The organism is Sorangium sp. So ce117 (assembly GCF_051524395.1).
GTDB lineage: Bacteria > Myxococcota_A > Polyangia > Polyangiales > Polyangiaceae > Sorangium > Sorangium cellulosum_B.
The window spans coordinates 11822599-11837904 of record NZ_CP150309.1 but is presented as its reverse complement, the minus strand read 5'-3'; the positions used below and the strand labels follow the sequence as shown (position 1 = coordinate 11837904).

Sequence of the window (15306 nt, the reverse complement as noted above, 5' to 3'; positions counted from 1 at the left end):
TTATCGCCGCGCTGGCTCCGCCTCATCCCCGTCGAACGGCTCGACGCGCGTGAGATAGTACGTCGGGAGCTTCTTACCCGGCCGCTCGACCGTTACGATCCGTACGTGCGCGACACAGCGAGCCCAGAGGTAGGGCTTGAGCGAGGATGGCTCCGGGATGTCGAGAGCGATGCGCCCGCGGACAATCTCACCGCCCTCCTCGTTCTGAAACTCGAACTGCCGCCCCACGGCGAAGACGCCGCTGAGAACGCCGGTGAGCCGTTCTTCGGACTCGCTGATGCTCGTCTTCCGCGCGCGTTCTGCGGCCGCGGCCACCATGTCGGACGTCTCAAACCGGCACTCCCGCTCCCCGGCCGCGAGCACCAGCGTCGCCCCCCGGCTCTCCATGAGCCCGAGGAAGCTCGCGAGCGCGTTCATCACGCGAGGGTTGGACTGTGCCACCGCGTCGGCGTAGATCTCTTCCTCCAGTTGCGTCGCTTGGAGCAGGCGGCTCGCCTCGTCCACCGCTCCACGGAGCACGCCAGGCTGCTGCTCGGGTTCTGAGACAACCTCCTCGAGCTCGAATCCGAACGAGCCTGGGAACGTGCCCGTGACGAAGAGGCGGTAGCTCTTCTCGTCGGGAATGCGACCGCGCACGCTGAGCTCGCGTCCGTCGAGGGCCGAAGCCGTGGTCGAGACGAGTCGTTGAAAAGCCTTGAGCGCGTCCGCCCCGAACGTCGCCTCGATCGCGCCTGCGTCGGCCACTGGCTTCCCGCCGAACACGAGCGTCGCCTTCGCGCGGCGGTCGAGAGCCTCGATCGTTTCATGCGCGGCGATCTCCTCATCGAGCCGGCGGAGACGGCTCTCCAGGTTGATCCCCAAGAGCCCCTTCTCCGGGCCAAGGCGATCCAGCCGCTCCTGAATGAACGCCCGCTGTGCCTGGAGATAGGCGAGGTCATCCGCGACGCTCATGGCTCTCCTCCTTCAGGGTCGCGAGCCGCGCCTTCGCCGCGGCATCGGCGTCGGTCGTGACGAGCTCGAGCTGGATCATGCCTTTCCACTGCCGGCTCTGCTTCTGGTGCGAAAACAGGCCGAACCAGTACGTCACCTCGGAGATGAGGCCGGCAAGGTCAGCGGTGGCAAGATCCACGAACCAAGCGTCGCACAGGAAGCGCGTCCTCGCTTTCTCTGCGTCGAACAGCGCCTCGTCGCCGGGGCTCCAGGCCGACGGCAACGGAGCGAGGGTCACGACGTCCACGTCGTTCGGCTCTCGGCCCACGCTTTCCACGAAGCTCCCGTCAATCCACTGAATCCCGGAGGCGAGGCCGACCCGCCGAAGCTCGGAGCGGTATTCGAGCAGACCCTCAAGAATACGGATGCGCTGCTTCGACGTCGCGTAGCGCTCGACGAGCTCGGCCGGTGTGGCGAGGTAAGGTGAAAGGCCGTCGCGTCGCGTCGGTGACTTCAGGAACGGTGGGAGGATTCTATCTCGGCCGGTTCGGCTCCAGACATCCTTCGGGATGGGCATGGCCGTACCGCCCCCCCCTCCTACTTCAGCAGCCAGCCGAACAGCATCCGCTTCGTCGTGTCGCGGGAGACGGCCGCGAGCGAGTCGACGAGCGGGATCTCCTTCGGGCACACCTCGACGCAGTTCTGCGACTTGCCGCAATCGGTGATCCCACCCTCGCTCATCACCGACTCGAGGCGCTCGCCCTCGTGCATCGCCCCCGAAGGGTGCATGTTGTAGAGCCGCACAAGGTTGATGGCGAAGGCGCCGACGAACTTCGTCCCGTCGCTGTACTGCGGGCACGCCTCGACGCAGCAGCCGCACGTCATGCAGCGGGAGAGCGGATATCGCTCCTGCTGCCGCTCCGGCGACTCGCGCGGGCCCGGGCCGAGCTCGTGCGTGCCGTCGATGTCAATCCACGCCCGCACGCGCTTCATGTCCTCGAACATCCGGCTCCGGTCGACGAGCAGGTCGCGCACGAGCGGGAACTTGGACATCGGCTCCAGCGTGATCACCTCGCCCTTCGGCGCGATCTGGTCGATGAGCGCCGAGCAGGCCTGTCGGACCCGACCGTTGATCACCATCGTGCACGAGCCGCACACCTCCTCCAGACACACCGCCTCCCAGACGACAGGAGCCACCTCCTTGCCGTCCACGGTCCGCGGATCCTTCTGGACCTGCTGCAGCGCGCTGATCACGTTCATCTGCGGCAGGTAGGGGACCTTGAACTCCTCCCAGCGCCGCGACTCCGTCCGATCCGCGGTGTCCTGCCGCCGCACGCGCAGGTGCACAAGCCGGCCCTCGCCCTTCGGCTGCGCCGGCGCCGCCGCCCCGTTCGCCTCGTCTCCGCTCGCCTTGGCCATCCTACACGCTCTTCTGCGACAGCTTCCCTGTCGCTTGCGCGCTCGCCGCGCTCGCCGCGCCCGCCTGCTCGTACTTGCGCTCCCGCGGCGTCACGAGCGACGTGTCCACCGCGTCCGTCACGTGGATCGACTGGCCGGCGCACGCGTAGTCGAACTCGCGGACGAACTTCACCGCGCCCTTCTCCTCGTGGCGCGCCAGCGTCGTGCGCATCCACGCGGCGTCGTTCCGCGCCGGGAACTCCGGCTTGTAGTGCGCCCCGCGCGACTCGTCGCGGTTCCTCGCGCCCTGCGCGATGACCCGCGCGAGCACCAGCATGTTCTCGAGGTGGCGCACGAACTGCGCCCCCTGGTTCACCCGCGGGGCCGTGTCCGTGCACTTGATCCGCTCCGCACGCTCCTCGAGCTCGCCGAGCTTCTCGAGCACGCGGTCGAGCGTGGCGTTGTCGCGCTCGATCGTGCAGTCGCGCAGCATCGTCTCGCCGAGCTCCTGGTGCAGCCGGTACGCGTTCTCCGGCTGCTTCGCGTCCTGGTTCTGCGTCAGGATGCGCTGGTAGCTCGACTCCGCGCGCTTCTCGGCCTTGTCGAAGATCGAGCGCGGCAGGTCGAGCGCGCTCCGCTTGATGCTCCGCTGATAGGTCGCCACCGCCGGCCCGCACACCATGCCGGCGTAGATGCACGAGAGCAGCGAGTTGGCGCCGAGCCGGTTGGCCCCGTGGTACTGGTAGTCCACCTCGCCCACCGCGTAGAGGCCCGGGATGCTCGTCGCGTGGTTGCGCGGCGACCCGGCCTTGAGCGAGCCCCGCGCGTCCGCCTCGTAGTCGACCCACAGGCCGCCCATCGAATAATGGACCGCCGGGAAGACCTTCATCGGGTTCTTGTACGGGTCGGTGCCCGCGAACTTCTCGTAGATCTCGAGGATGCCCGCGAGCTTCGACCGGAGGAACTTCTCGTCCTTGTGGGTCAGGTCGAGGTAGACCTCGTTCTCGTTGCGGCCCGTCGCGGCGCTCCAGATGCCGCGCCCCTCGTGGAAGCACGTCTTGAAGATCGCGCGCGCGGCGATGTCGCGGGGGACGAGGTTGCCGTAGCCGGGGTACATCCGCTCGAGCAGGTAGTCGCGCTCCTTCTCGGGGATGTCCCGCGGGCTCCGCGCGTCGGTCTTGTCCTTCGGCACCCAGACGCGGCCGCCCTCGCCGCGCGCGCTCTCCGAGATGAGCCGCAGCTTGTCGGCGCCCGGGATCGCCGTCGGGTGCACCTGGATGAACTCGCCGTTCGCGTACACCGCGCCCTGCTGGTAGACCGCCGACGCCGCCGTCCCCGTGCAGATGACGCTCAGCGTGGAGCGGCCGAAGACGATGCCGCAGCCGCCCGTCGCGAGCACGACCGCGTCGCCCGTGAAGGCGCGGATCTGCATCGATTTCAGGTCCTGCGCGACGCAGCCCACGCACGTGCCGGAGTCGTCGAGGATGGCCTCGAGGAAGTCCCAGAACTCGAACTTCCGGACCATCTTCTCGCCCGGGATCGCCACGCCGTGCTCGTCGGTCACGTCGGCGAGCTCGTACCGCCGCACCTGCTCGTCGAGCGCGTAGAGCAGCTGCTGCCCCGTCGTGGCGCCGGCGAACGCCGTGCGGTGGTAGAGCGTGCCGCCGAAGCGGCGGAAGTCGAGCAGGCCCTCGGGCGTCCGGTTGAACGGCACGCCCATGCGATCGAGCATGTTCACGATGCCCGGCGCGGCCTCGGCCATCCCCTTGACGGGCGGCTGGTTCGCGAGGAAATCGCCGCCGTACGCCGTCTCCTCGAGGTGCACCTGGGGGCTGTCGCCCTCGCCCTTCGTGTTCACCGAGGCGTTGATGCCGCCCTGCGCGCACACCGAGTGCGAGCGCTTCACCGGCACGAGGGAGATCAGGTCGACAGGGACCTTCGCCTCGCACAGCTTGATCACCGTCATCAGGCCGGCGAGCCCGCCCCCGACGACGATCACGCGCCGAACCTTCCCCCCCTCGCTCCTCGTCGTGCTCTTCGCGGCCATGTTCGATCCCGATGCTCCCGCGCCGCTCCCCGGAAGGGCGCGGCCGATACGATGGTCAGTGCGAGGCCGGCGCGCCCACGTCGACGCCGGCGCCGACAGCCGCGCGCGCGGGGGCGCCGGTGGAACCGGTCGAGGACGACGCGATGTCCGCGCAGGTGCGGCCCCCCTCCGCGGACGGGCCCGGCGTCCCGGGGAACGGCGCGCCGGTGGCGAAATAGATCACCGTGTTGGCGCCGAACAGGAAGACCACGAGGCCCACCGCGCCGAAGACCACCGCGGCCATCCGCTGCGCGCGGCGCGACACGGTGATCCCCCACGAGAAGCAGAAGCCCCAGAGGCCGTTGGCGAAGTGGAACACGCTCGCCGCGATGCCGAAGAGGTAGACGAGCGCGATCACCGGGACGCCGCCGACGGTCGACGCCATGTCGGCGCACAGCCGCGGGTAGAACTCCTCGGGCGCCATCCGGCCCAGCCACTTCTGCGCCCAGTACGACCAGAGGTGGAAGCCGATGAACGCGAAGGCGAGCACCCCCGTGACCCGCTGCAGCGTGTACATCCAGTTGCGCGAGAACGTGTAGCTGCCGACGTTCGGCTTGCCCTCGAGCACCAGCTTGACCCCGTAGAGGGCGTGGAACGCGAGCGGCAGCACGACGAGCCCGATCTCGAGCACGGGCAGGTACGGCATGTGCGAGATCTCGCCGACGGCGGCGTCGAACCGCTCCTGCCCCTGGAGCGCCTTCGCGTTCGTCCAGAAGTGGAAGAGCAGGAAACCGCCCACGGGGAGGGCGCCGGTGAGAGAATGCAGCTTGCGCAGGAGAAAGGACCGGCGGCTCTCGTGAAAGAGCGATCTCGCGGGGGTTGCCTCGGACACGCTGACCTCGATGGAAGGCGGGCGCGGCGGGTGTATGGGATGCCCCGGGTGACGTCAAGGTGAACGCAGTCAACAGTTCCGGCCGGTTTTCCGCTGCCTTTGGCGCGTCGAGCGGCGGCGGGGCGGCTCGCCCGCGCAGATGCGCCGCCCGGCGACGTCGGCCACGTCACGCCCGCGTGGCCGCGATCGCGGCCGCGGCCCTGCTCGCGCTCGCCGCCGCGACCGCCGGCGCCGGCTGCGGCGCGCAGGACGGCGGAGCGCCGGTGAGCCCGGCGCTGGCCGGGTCGCCCGCGGCCCAGGCCGAGCTGCGCCCCCTCCTCTCGCGCTTCGCGAACGGCGCGCGCGCCGAGCGCATCGCGCTCGAGCCGGAGCTCCTCGCCTTCCGGGGGCGCCACGCCTCCGACGACCTCGCGCGCGTCGCGACCGTCCACCTCGCGTGGATCGCCCTGGAGCGCGGGGACCTGCCCCGCGCCGAGGCGCTCGCGGCCGAGGTCGAGGCGGCGGGGCGGAGCGCGGTCGGCGATCTCGCGCGCGTGATCCGCGGCGCGGCGCTCCGGCGAGCCGGCAAGCCGAGGCCCGCCTTCGGGGTGCTGCGCCCGCTGGTGAGCAAGATGATCGACGCGTACGTGCGCGCGCTCCTCAACGAGGAGGTCACCGCCGCCGCGATGGAGGCGGGCGCGTGGACGCAGGCGATCGAGCTGATGAGCGTCTGGCTGCGCGAGGCCGACGACGACCGGCGCGCCGCCGTCCGGGCGCAGATCGGGGCGCAGCTGCGCGAGGTGCCGATCGATCACCTCGTCCGGGCGCTCCGCGCCGGGCGGGCGACCGGCGAGGTCGTGAGCCCGGAGGTCGACCTGCGCTCGCTGGTCGCCGAGCGCCTCGCGATCGTCGCCCGCGAGCGCCGCGACGTGGCGCTCGCGAAGGAGCTGCTCGACCGGGCCGACGCGGCGCTCGGCACCCAGCGCGACGCGATCTTCGAGCTCGCGGCCGGCGCGGGGGCCGCGCGCGTCGAGCCGCCCACGGTCGGCCTGCTGCTGTCGACGCGCACGGCCGCGTCGCGCCGCCGGGGCGTCGAGATCGCCGCCGGCGTGGCGCACGGGCTCGGGCTGCTCCGGCCGGGCTCGGACGCGCGGCTCGTGAGCCGCGACGACGGCGGCGAGGGCAGCGTGGACGAGGCGCTGAACAGCCTCACCGCCGAGGGCGCCGCGGTGCTCATCGCCGGCTCCGATCGGGAGCAGGCGACCGAGGCGGCGAAGTTCGCGCGGACGCACGCGATCCCGGTGCTGCTCGTCCATCCGCCGGAGCCGGCGGCGCTGGACGGCGCGTTCGTCTTCGTCGTGGGCGAGGAGCCCGCGAGGAGCATCGAGGTGCTCGCCGCCGCGCTCGCGGAGCGGGGCGCGAAGCCGGTGGCGCTCGTGGGCGGCGATGCCGATGTCCGGAAGGACGCGGCCCCCGCGCCGGCGGGCGCTGCCGGGACCGCACCGGCGGGCGCCGCCGGGGCCGCGCCGCTGGCCGAGCATGGCATCGCGCTGGCGCTCCCCTGCGACGGGACCTTCGACGCGCGCGCTCTCCGGCCGCCGGCCATCCGCGGGATGGTCCTCGCCGGCGACGCGCGCTGCGCGGACCAGGCGCTCCGCGCGGCTCCCCGCTCGGTGACGATCGCGCTCGCCTTCGAGACGGCCATCGCGCCGCCGCCGGGATCGCTCGTCGCGACGGCGGGGCTCTTCCCGCTCCTCGCGGCGCCCTCCGGCGCGCAGCCTCCGCCGGGCGCGGGCGATCCCAGGGCGGCGCCTGCCTCGGGCGCGGCGGCCGCGCTCGCGGCGTGGCTCGCCACCCATCCGTCGCCGCCGAGCTTCTGGGCAGCGCTCGGGCGCGACGCCGGCGTGCTCGCCTGGGCCGGCGTGCAGCGGCTGCCGAAGACGGGCACCGAGGACCCGGCGGAGGTGAAGGCGCGGCGCCTCGCCGCGGCGAGCGCCATGAGCACCGCGACGGCAGAGCTCTGGACGACGGCGGCGAACGGCTTCGGCGGGCGGCGCGTGCTGCCGCGGGTGATCGGCTACCGCGAGAGCGGGAAGGCGCGATGAGCGGGGCGAAAGCGCGGTGAATGACGCGGCTCACCGGGCCGGCGCCCCGTCAGCGCACGGCACGACGCGCGAGGCCGCGCGTGGAGACCGTGCCGGCGCGTCGCCCCGGGGCTGCTCCGGCCTGCCGGCGGGCGTACCATGGCGCCGCATGATCCGCCGAGCCCTCTCCTGTGCCGCCGCCGCCGCGCTCCTGGCGATCGCCCCTGCCGCGCTCGCCGATCGGGTGGCGCTCCTGCCGGCGCGAGGGGGCACCGATGAGGCCGCCCGGAGCGCCGCCCAGGCCGAGGTCGCGCGCGGGCTCGCCGCCCTCGGCCACACCGCGGCGCCGGACGGCGCGGTCGCGGCCGCGCTCAAAGACGTCGCCGACGGCGTCGCCGACAGCGCGGACGAGTACCGCGCGGTGAGCGCGCGGACGGGCGTGGACTGGGTCCTGACCGGCACCGTCGATCCTGCGGTCACGACCACCCGGATCGAGCTCACCGCGTACCTCGCCTCGACGGGCCGGGTCGAGTCGGTCGCCAGGGAGGTCGACCGGGGTAAAGAGGCCCGGCAGACGCAGGAGATGCTGGCCGTCCTGCTCCGCCCGGAGGGCGTCGGCGCCGGCGAGCTCCCCTGGGAGCGCGCCGCGCGCTCCGCTCCGGCGAGCGCGCCCCCGCCTCCGTCCACGGGAGGGGCGATCGTGCTGCCCCCGGTGCCCGCGCCGCCGCCCGCGCCGCCCGCGAAGGAGGTGCTGATGGCGTATCCCCTCGGGCAGGAGCGCGTATGGCCGGCGTACTCGGGCGGGCGCCGGGTCGCCCTGTCCGCGTCGCTCGGGCTGGCCGTCGCGGCGGCGCGCCTGCCGGGCGCGAGCGGCAGCGCGGCCTCGCTGGTCGGGGAGGCGCGCGTGGCCTATGCGCCCGGCGACCGCGGGCTCGAGCTGTTCGTCGTCGGCGGCGGCAACCTGGCCGGCCCCTTCGCCGGCTGGATCGAGGGCGGCGCGCGCCTGCTGCTGACGCCCAGCCTGACGCCGCACGACGGGGCCTGGCGCGCGTTCCCGCTCCACCTCGGCCCGTCGCTCCGCGCGGGCGCGTTCTTCAGGTCCGCCCCCGGCGCCGTGGGCCCTGATCTCACGACGTACCACGGCGATCTCGAGGTCCACCCGGTGCTCGGGGCGTCGCTCGACGTCGCGCTCGCGCTGAGCCGCGCGGTGCAGCTCGAGGCCCAGCTCGGCAACCTCCGGTGGGTCCCCACGGGGGACGGCTCCCTGTTGCTGGTCGGCGCGACGCTCGGCGCCGGGGCCCGGTTCTGACGCATGCGCATCGAGCTGCCGAGCCGCCGCAGCACCATCCGCCTGGCACGGGCGCTCGCCGCGCGCCTCGCGGGCGGCGATCTGGTCGTCCTCGCCGGCGATCTCGGCGCCGGGAAGACGTTCTTCGCCCGGGCCCTCTGCCGGGCGCTCGGCGTCCCACCGGCGCTCCCGATCACCAGCCCGACGTTCACGCTGGTCCACGAGCACGAGGGCCGGGTCCCCATCGCGCACGCCGACGCCTACCGCCTCGGGGGCGCGTCCTCCGCGGAGGGCGCGCGCGACGGCGCGGCCGCGGAGCTCGCCCAGCTCGGGCTGCGCGAGCTCCGCGCGGAGGGCGCGCTCGTCGTCGTGGAGTGGGGCGAGCCGTTCATCGAGGCGCTCGGGGGCGACGCGCTCCTGATCCACCTCGCCGCCCCCGAGGACCCGGCCGCGCTCGGCCGCGCCGCCGAGATCAGGGCGACCGGCGCGCGGAGCGGCGAGGTGCTCGCGGCGCTGGAGGACGAGCTGCGGCGCGGCTCCGTCGGATCGCGCGGAGCCGGGCCGGGCGCTGCGTGAAGCGCGTCGAGCGGCCGGAGCCTGGCGAGGGCGAGCGGGGGATCGCTGCGCCCTCGGGCGGGCTCGACCGGCGGCGCGATCCACGTGCCGGCGCGAAGCGCACGCCGCAGCGCCGGCGAGCGGGCGCGCGGGGTCGTCGCGAGCCTGGCCCCGTGCGCGGCGGCGTTGCGTGGTACAAGAGCGCACCGTGAAGGAAGGCGCTGAGACCAGCCACGGCCAGCTGCTCGACAGGGCGCTGGAGCCGGTCCTCGCGTTCCTCGACAACATCGGCAACATCGTCACGCTCACCTTCCAGACGATCGTCTGGCTCGTGCGCCCGCCGTTCCGCCCCGCCCAGTTCCTCGCGGCGATGGACTTCATGGGCGCGCAGTCGGTCTTCATCGTCGGCCTGACCGGCGTCTTCAGCGGCATGGTCGTCACCCTGCAGACGTCCTACGCGCTGCGCGCGTTCAGCGCCGAGGGCCGCGTCGGCGGCCTCGTCGCGGTCTCGCTGGCCCGCGAGCTCGCGCCGGTCTTCTCCGCGATCATGGTCACCGCCCGCGCCGGCAGCGCGATGGCCGCGGAGCTCGGCAACATGCGCGTCACCGAGCAGATCGACGCGATCGCGACGATGGGCGTGAGCCCCGTGCAGTACCTGCTCTCGCCCCGGCTGTTCGCCGCGACGGTGATGCTGCCGCTGCTCTGCATCCTGTACACGAGCGTCGGCATGTGCGGCTCGTACCTCGTCGCCGTGCTCTGGCTCGGCGGCGACGCGGGCGCGTTCTTCCAGAGCATCCGCGACTTCGCCCTCCCCAAGGACATCTCCATGGGGCTCATCAAGGCGTGCGTCTTCGGCTTCATCGTCTCGTCGGTCTCGTGCCGCCACGGCTTCTACGCCTCCGGCGGCGCGCGCGGCGTCGGCGTCGCGACCACGCGCGCGGTCGTCGAGAGCTGCGTCACCGTGCTCGTCACGAACTACATCCTGACGCAGCTCTTGCTCGACATGTGAGCCGCAGCGGCGTTCTCCCGGCTCTACCTGGGCCGCGAGCACTTGCCGCGATGCTGCGGGGCGGCGGCCCGGATGTTACGGTAGCCGGCGTGTCGCTCGATCGCGCCTCCGAAGTCGAAAAGTTCGATCACTACGCCCCCACCTACCGCGAGGCGCACCAGCGGAGCGTGCGCCTGAGCGGGGAAGGGCCCGAGTACTTCGCCGAGCACAAGCTCGGGTGCCTGGGGCGGGCCGGCGTGTCCAGCGCGCACAGCGTGCTCGACTACGGCTGCGGCACCGGCAGCCTCACGCGCTTGCTCTGCGGTCGCTTCGCCTTCGTCGGCGCCTTCGACCCGTCGGCGGAGAGCGCCAAGCTTGCGCGCGAGCACGCTCCGAGCGCGACCGTGTACGGCGAGGAGGCCGCCATCCCGAGCGAGCGGTTCGACGCGGCCGTGCTGTCGGGCGTGCTGCACCACGTCCCGCCGCCCGAGCGCTCCAGGCTGGTGCAGGCGGTGGCGACCAAGCTCAAGCCGGGTGGGCGCCTGTTCGTCTTCGAGCACAATCCATACAACCCGCTCACGCGGCGGGCGGTGCGCCTGTGTCCGTTCGACGACGACGCCATCCTGCTTCCGCCACGCGAGGTGCGCGCGCTGCTCGCTGGCGCGCTTGCCTCGGTGCGGCAGGACTACGTGCTGTTCTTCCCGCGGCCGCTCGCGCCCTTGCGTCCGCTCGAGCCCTGGCTCGCGTGGTTCCCGCTCGGCGCGCAGACCATGACGGTCGGCGTGCGTGCCGGCGCTTGAGGCGCCCTCGCCGGGGCCCTGCCGCCTGTCCTCGCCGCTGCAAGGGGGCATGACGCGCCCGGTATCCGCTCTGGAGTACATCGATTGAACCGCTGGTATGCGAGTTCAACTCGCCACCAGCACCCACACGTCCTCGGCCGACACCTCTTCCACAGCGTCGGGTTGCACCTTCCGGTGCGGCCCCCGGGCGTCTAGCTTCGCTTCATGAGCACCTCGTCCCTCTCCAACCGCCACTACGTCCTGAAGGCGCGCCCCGAGGGCCCGCCGGACCGCAGCCATTTCGAGCTCCGCGAGGCGCCGGTCCGGGAGCCTGGCGACGGCGAAGTCCTCGTCCGCACGCGCTACCTGTCCGTCGATCCGACGAACCGGATCTGGATGAGCGACACGAAGCAGTACATGCCGCCCGTGAACCAGGGCGAGGTGATGCGCGCGCTCGGCGTCGGCGTCGTCGAGCGATCACGCCACCCCGACTATGGCGCAGGAGACCTCGTCTCCGGCCTCCTCGGCTGGCAGGACTACAACGTCGCGGCTCCCGGCGACCTCGCCCTCACGCGCTTGCCCGCGCTGGACCTCCCGCTCGGCGCCTTCCTCTGCCCACTTCACGTGACCGGCGGCTTCACCGCCTACGTCGGCCTCTTCGATATCGCGCAGCCGAGGCCCGGCGAGACCATCGTCGTGTCCGGCGCCGCCGGCTCCGTGGGCTCCCTGGTCGGCCAGATGGGCAAGATCGCGGGCTGTCGCGTGGTGGGCATCGCCGGCAGCGACGCCGGGTGCCGCTATGTGACCGAGGAGCTCGGCTTCGACGCCTGCATCAATTACCGCACCGAGGATGTCGCGGCGGCGCTCGACCGCGCCTGTCCGAAGGGTGTCGACATCGATTTCGAGAACGCAGGCGGCGACATCCTCGACACCGTGCTCGACAAGATGAACCTCTTTGGCAGGGTCACGATCTGCGGCCTCATCGCGACGTACAACGACAAACAGCCCCGCCCGGGCCCTGTGCGCTTCCCGCTCATCCTGATGCAGCGTCTCCGGGTGCAGGGCTTCGTCGTCAGCGATCATCAAGCGCGCTTCCCCGAGGCCTTCGAGAAGATCCACGGCTGGATCAAGGAGGGCCGGATCACCTGGCGCGAGCGCGTGGTGGAAGGGATCGAGAACACCCCGGATGCGCTCGCGATGCTCTTCCAGCCGAACAAGATCGGAAAGCTGCTGATCAAGGTCTCCGACTAGTCTCGGCCAGGCCGGTAAGTTCAGCGAGATCTCGAGCTCACCAGGAAGCTACCGCAGCACCCCCGGCGGCTCCGGCTCCCGCAGCGCGATCAGCGCCGGCGAGAACTGCACCGGGTACCTCGCCGGCGCGCGCAGGAGCGCCACCGCGTCCGGCAGCAGCTGGCGCGCCGCCAGGGAGCGCTCGCGCCCGGCGCTCGCCGGCTCGGGCGACTCGAGCGCGCGCCCGCCGCGCATCGCCGCGCGCGCGAGCGGGGCGAGCCTCGCGACCCCGAGCGCGCGCGGCGCCAGCATCCGCTCGTGCGCGAGGTGGATCACGTCGAAGGCCGCGCGCCCCGCCTCGTCGTAGTAGCGCGCCACCATCTTCCGCCCCGCGATCACGTCCCCGTGATCGCTCGTGCCCTGCCGGAGCGCCCACGCGCCCGCCTCCTCGAGCGCCACGAGCTCGCAGCGCGCCGCCGGCAGCCCCTCGACGGCCTCCCCGAGCCCCGACGCGACCCAGCCGCCCGCGCTCGCGCCCACGCGCCTCGCCTCGAGGAGCAGCGCCTCCTCGTCGTCGCCCCCGAGGTCGACCATCCGATCGGCGTACCAGGGCCAGCTGCCCTCGAGCGGGGACGGCGGCGGCGCGAGCTCGCCGAGGTCGATCCCCGCCTCACCGCGGAACGGGATGCCGAGCGCCGTGGCCGCGAGCGCGCTCGTCGTCGCAACGGCGCCGCCCACGTGCGCCGCGCGGGCGAGCGCGAGCGCCTCGTCGGCGAACGGCACGCTCGCCGACGACCCGTCGACGATGTCGCCGCCGCCGGCCGCGATGTGGAGCCGCGCGGCCCGCGTCGCCGCGGCCGCGCCTCGGCGGAGCGCCGGTGCGAGCAGCGCGCCCACGAGCAGCGCCTCGACGAACGGCCCCTCCACCGAGGCGACGGGCGTCCCCGGGAAGGCGATCGTGCCGTCGGGCATCGCGTCGATGTCGACCGACAGCGTCGCGCCGGCGAGCCGCTCCTCGAGCGCGTCGCTCAGGCCGCACGCCGCGCGCGCCGCGGAGACCGCCGCCGCGTCGAAGCGCGCGCCGTCCGCCGCGAGCGCCTCGAGCGCCGCCTCGACGCCGGCGACCACGAGGAAGCCCGTGTGGGGCGGCATCGCGGCGAAGGCGAGCTCGAAGCTCGCGCGCCGGTCGGCGAGCCCCGCGTGGACGAGGCGATCGGCGTCGAGCAGCGCGCGTCCGTCGCGGAGCAGCGGGCTCGCTCGCAGCAGGGCCGCCGGCATCCGCCCCCGCTCAGAGCCGCTCGGCCAGCATCCGCGTGCCGGCGACCGTCGAGGCCTCGTCGAAGAGGAACGGCAGCATCACGGTGGGCAGGTCGAGATCGCGGCGCAGGCGGGCCAGGCTCTCGCGCTGCACCGACTCGCGCATCGCCCGCCGCGCGCCGGCCACGAAGGCGCTCTCGACGGTGTCCGCGGCGCGCGCCGGCGCCTGGATGTCGAGGCGCGCCGGGTCGACAAGGAGGGCCCGCTGCTCCTCGGGCGAGAACAGCGCAGGCAGCACGCCGTTGATGATCACCCGGTGGACGGGCAGGCCAAGGTCGCCCCGGACCTCCGCCACGAGCTCGACGGTCTCGGTCGCCGGCATCTCCTCCGGGAGCGTCACGACCACGACCCCGCTCCGCGCGGGATCCCTGAACATCGCCCACGCCGCCTCGGCGTCCCGGCGCAGGATGCCCGGCGGCGCCACGTCGAGGATCACCTTCGGCACCCGCAGCATGTCCACCCCGTGCCCCGTCGCGGGCGCGTCGAGCAGGACCACGTCGAAGCGGTTCGAGCCGTCCGGGAGCAGCTCCGTCGTGTGGAACCACGCCTTGCCGAGCATCGCCCACTCGAACAGCCCGGGCACCGCGCGGAAGAAGGTGCGCGTGTACTTGTTGTCGAAGACGAGATCGGCCGCGGCCCGCATCTTCAGGACCATCTCGCCGTACTCCCGGAGGGCCCTGTCCGGCGCGATGTTCACCGCCGACACGCGCTCGGCGACCTGGATGACCTCCGGGCCGATCGGCTTCGAGCCGAGGATGGCGGAGAGCCGCTCCTTCGTGTGGCACATCGCGACGAGGACGCGCTTGCCGCGGGCGGCGAAGGCGAGGGCGAGGGCGCCGGAGATCGTCGTCTTCCCGACCCCTCCCTTGCCGGTCACGAACAGGAAGCGCCGGCGCTCGAGCTCCGGCAGGTCCTGGCCGAGCCCGCCCGCTTTTGAGGCTTGATAGACGCTGGTCATTCCTCGCCAGCGGAGTTACGCGCAAGCTCAGGCGAAGGCAACCCGGATCAAGGAAACGGGCTCTGCTATGCATCGCTCATGCGCATCACCGAGCGACACCTCGAACCGCTGAACCGACGCTTCCAGGGCGCGTCACCCGTCGAGCTCCTCCGCTTCGTCCGCGAGTCCTTCGGCCCGCGCGCGGCCATCATGAGCAGCATGCAGCGCGCCGGGACCGCGCTCTGCCACATGGCCGACCGCGCCGGGCTCTCCTTCGACGTGGTCTTCGTCGACACCGGCGTGCTCCACGCCGAGACGCTCGCCACGCGCGACGAGCTCGCGCGGACCCACCCGAACCTGCGCGTCGTCACGCTGTCGCCCGAGCGCAGCTTCGCGCAGCAGACGCGCGAGGAAGGGCTGCTCTACCTCTCGAAGGAGGGCCAGGAGCGCTGCTGCGACCTCCGCAAATCGGCCCCGCTGAGCGCCATCCGGGGCCGCTACGACGCGCTCGTCGCGGCGCTGCGGCGGGGCGAGGGCGGCGCCCGCGCCAAGGTCGCGCCGTTCGGCCTCGACCCCGCGAACAACACGCTCCGCGTCCACCCCTTCGCGTCGCTGACCGGCGAGGAGCTCGACGCGTACTTCGCCGCCCACAACGACGCGCTCGAGAACCCGCTGCACGGGATGGGCTTCCGCACCATCGGCTGCTTCCCCTGCACGACGCCGGTGCTGCCCGACGAGCCCGAGCGCGCCGGGCGCTGGCGCCACCTGGCGAGCGTCGAGTACTGCGGCATCAACCCGGTGGACCGGGGAGACACCGACGGCGGCGTCGACCTCGACGACCGGTACGAGCGCCTGTTCGCCGCGTGACGGCGCGACGACCTGCACGAGCCCATCGACGCGGCG

The 15306-nt window shown here is 73.0% G+C and carries 14 protein-coding genes; 7 read left to right on the top strand and 7 right to left on the bottom strand.

The window, feature by feature from the left end; genetic code table 11:
- Genes WMF46_RS44360 through WMF46_RS44340 form a run of 5 tightly spaced genes read right to left on the bottom strand, consistent with a single transcriptional unit; the run spans position 1 to position 5246 of the window.
- Positions 1-951 carry a hypothetical protein gene (locus tag WMF46_RS44360; RefSeq protein ID WP_437982748.1) on the bottom strand — a complete coding sequence of 317 codons (951 nt, stop codon included), beginning with the start codon at positions 949-951 and terminating at the stop codon, positions 1-3.
- On the bottom strand, positions 935-1507 hold the full coding sequence (locus tag WMF46_RS44355; RefSeq protein WP_437982747.1) for a DUF6932 family protein: 573 nt from the start codon (positions 1505-1507) through the stop codon (positions 935-937). Before WMF46_RS44355 ends, WMF46_RS44360 begins: the two co-directional genes overlap by 17 nt.
- Before the next feature lie 20 nt (positions 1508-1527).
- Positions 1528-2349: a succinate dehydrogenase iron-sulfur subunit gene (gene sdhB / locus WMF46_RS44350; protein ID WP_437982746.1), complete on the bottom strand. Its 822-nt coding sequence runs from the start codon at positions 2347-2349 to the stop codon at positions 1528-1530.
- A 1-nt stretch (position 2350) separates the two neighbouring features.
- A complete protein-coding gene (gene sdhA, locus WMF46_RS44345) occupies positions 2351-4375 on the bottom strand; it encodes a succinate dehydrogenase flavoprotein subunit (RefSeq protein WP_437982745.1) in 2025 nt (674 codons plus the stop codon).
- Positions 4376-4430: 55 nt separating this feature from the next.
- The gene (locus WMF46_RS44340; RefSeq protein WP_437982744.1) at positions 4431-5246 is read right to left on the bottom strand and encodes a succinate dehydrogenase; all 816 of its coding nucleotides are present in this window, start codon (positions 5244-5246) and stop codon (positions 4431-4433) included.
- A 176-nt stretch (positions 5247-5422) separates the two neighbouring features.
- Between WMF46_RS44340 and WMF46_RS44335 the strand changes: the two genes are divergently transcribed.
- The 6 genes from WMF46_RS44335 (at position 5423) to WMF46_RS44310 (ending at position 12170) form a co-directional block, all read left to right on the top strand.
- Positions 5423-7330: a hypothetical protein gene (locus WMF46_RS44335; protein ID WP_437982743.1), complete on the top strand. Its 1908-nt coding sequence runs from the start codon at positions 5423-5425 to the stop codon at positions 7328-7330.
- A gap of 148 nt (positions 7331-7478) precedes the next feature.
- Positions 7479-8618 carry a hypothetical protein gene (locus WMF46_RS44330; protein ID WP_437982742.1) on the top strand — a complete coding sequence of 380 codons (1140 nt, stop codon included), beginning with the start codon at positions 7479-7481 and terminating at the stop codon, positions 8616-8618.
- A 3-nt stretch (positions 8619-8621) separates the two neighbouring features.
- Complete coding sequence (tsaE, locus tag WMF46_RS44325) at positions 8622-9173, top strand: tRNA (adenosine(37)-N6)-threonylcarbamoyltransferase complex ATPase subunit type 1 TsaE (protein ID WP_437982741.1); 552 nt, start codon at positions 8622-8624, stop codon at positions 9171-9173.
- Between the two features lie 187 nt (positions 9174-9360).
- Positions 9361-10161 carry an MlaE family ABC transporter permease gene (locus tag WMF46_RS44320; RefSeq protein ID WP_437982740.1) on the top strand — a complete coding sequence of 267 codons (801 nt, stop codon included), beginning with the start codon at positions 9361-9363 and terminating at the stop codon, positions 10159-10161.
- 89 nt (positions 10162-10250) lie between these two features.
- The gene (locus WMF46_RS44315) at positions 10251-10940 is read left to right on the top strand and encodes a class I SAM-dependent methyltransferase (RefSeq protein ID WP_437982739.1); all 690 of its coding nucleotides are present in this window, start codon (positions 10251-10253) and stop codon (positions 10938-10940) included.
- Between the two features lie 204 nt (positions 10941-11144).
- On the top strand, positions 11145-12170 hold the full coding sequence (locus tag WMF46_RS44310) for an NADP-dependent oxidoreductase (RefSeq protein ID WP_437982738.1): 1026 nt from the start codon (positions 11145-11147) through the stop codon (positions 12168-12170).
- Positions 12171-12218: 48 nt separating this feature from the next.
- Here the strand turns inward: WMF46_RS44310 and WMF46_RS44305 are convergent, their stop codons facing one another.
- Both WMF46_RS44305 and WMF46_RS44300 read right to left on the bottom strand, forming a co-directional pair.
- Positions 12219-13427, bottom strand: coding sequence for a hypothetical protein (locus WMF46_RS44305; protein ID WP_437982737.1), 1209 nt, complete (start codon positions 13425-13427; stop codon positions 12219-12221).
- A 10-nt stretch (positions 13428-13437) separates the two neighbouring features.
- The gene (locus tag WMF46_RS44300) at positions 13438-14424 is read right to left on the bottom strand and encodes an ArsA family ATPase (RefSeq protein WP_437854553.1); all 987 of its coding nucleotides are present in this window, start codon (positions 14422-14424) and stop codon (positions 13438-13440) included.
- Between the two features lie 78 nt (positions 14425-14502).
- Between WMF46_RS44300 and WMF46_RS44295 the strand changes: the two genes are divergently transcribed.
- The gene (locus WMF46_RS44295; protein WP_437982736.1) at positions 14503-15270 is read left to right on the top strand and encodes a phosphoadenylyl-sulfate reductase; all 768 of its coding nucleotides are present in this window, start codon (positions 14503-14505) and stop codon (positions 15268-15270) included.
- Positions 15271-15306 lie beyond the last annotated feature (36 nt).